We start from the raw sequence: 401 nt of genomic DNA on the forward strand, positions 1-401 counted from the left end.
GGGTGACCAAGTCGAGCTTCTTGTCGGCCACGATCATGCGCCCCCCATCATCAGGGCGCGGCCGACCAAGCAATCGACAAGGAAGGCGGCAAAGATGGCGAAGAGATAGAGCAACGAATAGGCGAACAGCGCCTTGGCCGGCTTCATGGCGCGCTCATCGTCGCCCATGCCCAGCACCTTCCAGGCATACCAGACGAAGCCGACGCCGAGGACCGCCGAGACCAAGCCATAGCCGGCCGTGCTGTAGCCGAGCGCCCAGGGCAGCACGCCGACCGGCGCCAAGATCAGCGCATAGGCAAAGATCTGCCGCCGGGTCGAAGCCTGGCCGGCGACATTCGGCATCATCGGGATGCCGGCGCGGGCATAGTCGTCGGACTTGAACAAAGCCAGCGCCCAGAAAT

General features: G+C 64.3%; 1 protein-coding gene. It reads right to left on the reverse strand.

The genetic code is table 11. From position 1 onward, the window contains the following. Positions 1 to 33: 33 nt before the first annotated feature. On the reverse strand, positions 34 to 401 hold a 368-nt coding region (locus EN786_RS36215; RefSeq protein ID WP_189524379.1), incomplete at its 5' end, for a UbiA family prenyltransferase.

Origin of the sequence: Mesorhizobium sp. M4B.F.Ca.ET.143.01.1.1, from assembly GCF_004792275.1 — a bacterium.
Classification (GTDB): domain Bacteria; phylum Pseudomonadota; class Alphaproteobacteria; order Rhizobiales; family Rhizobiaceae; genus Mesorhizobium; species Mesorhizobium abyssinicae.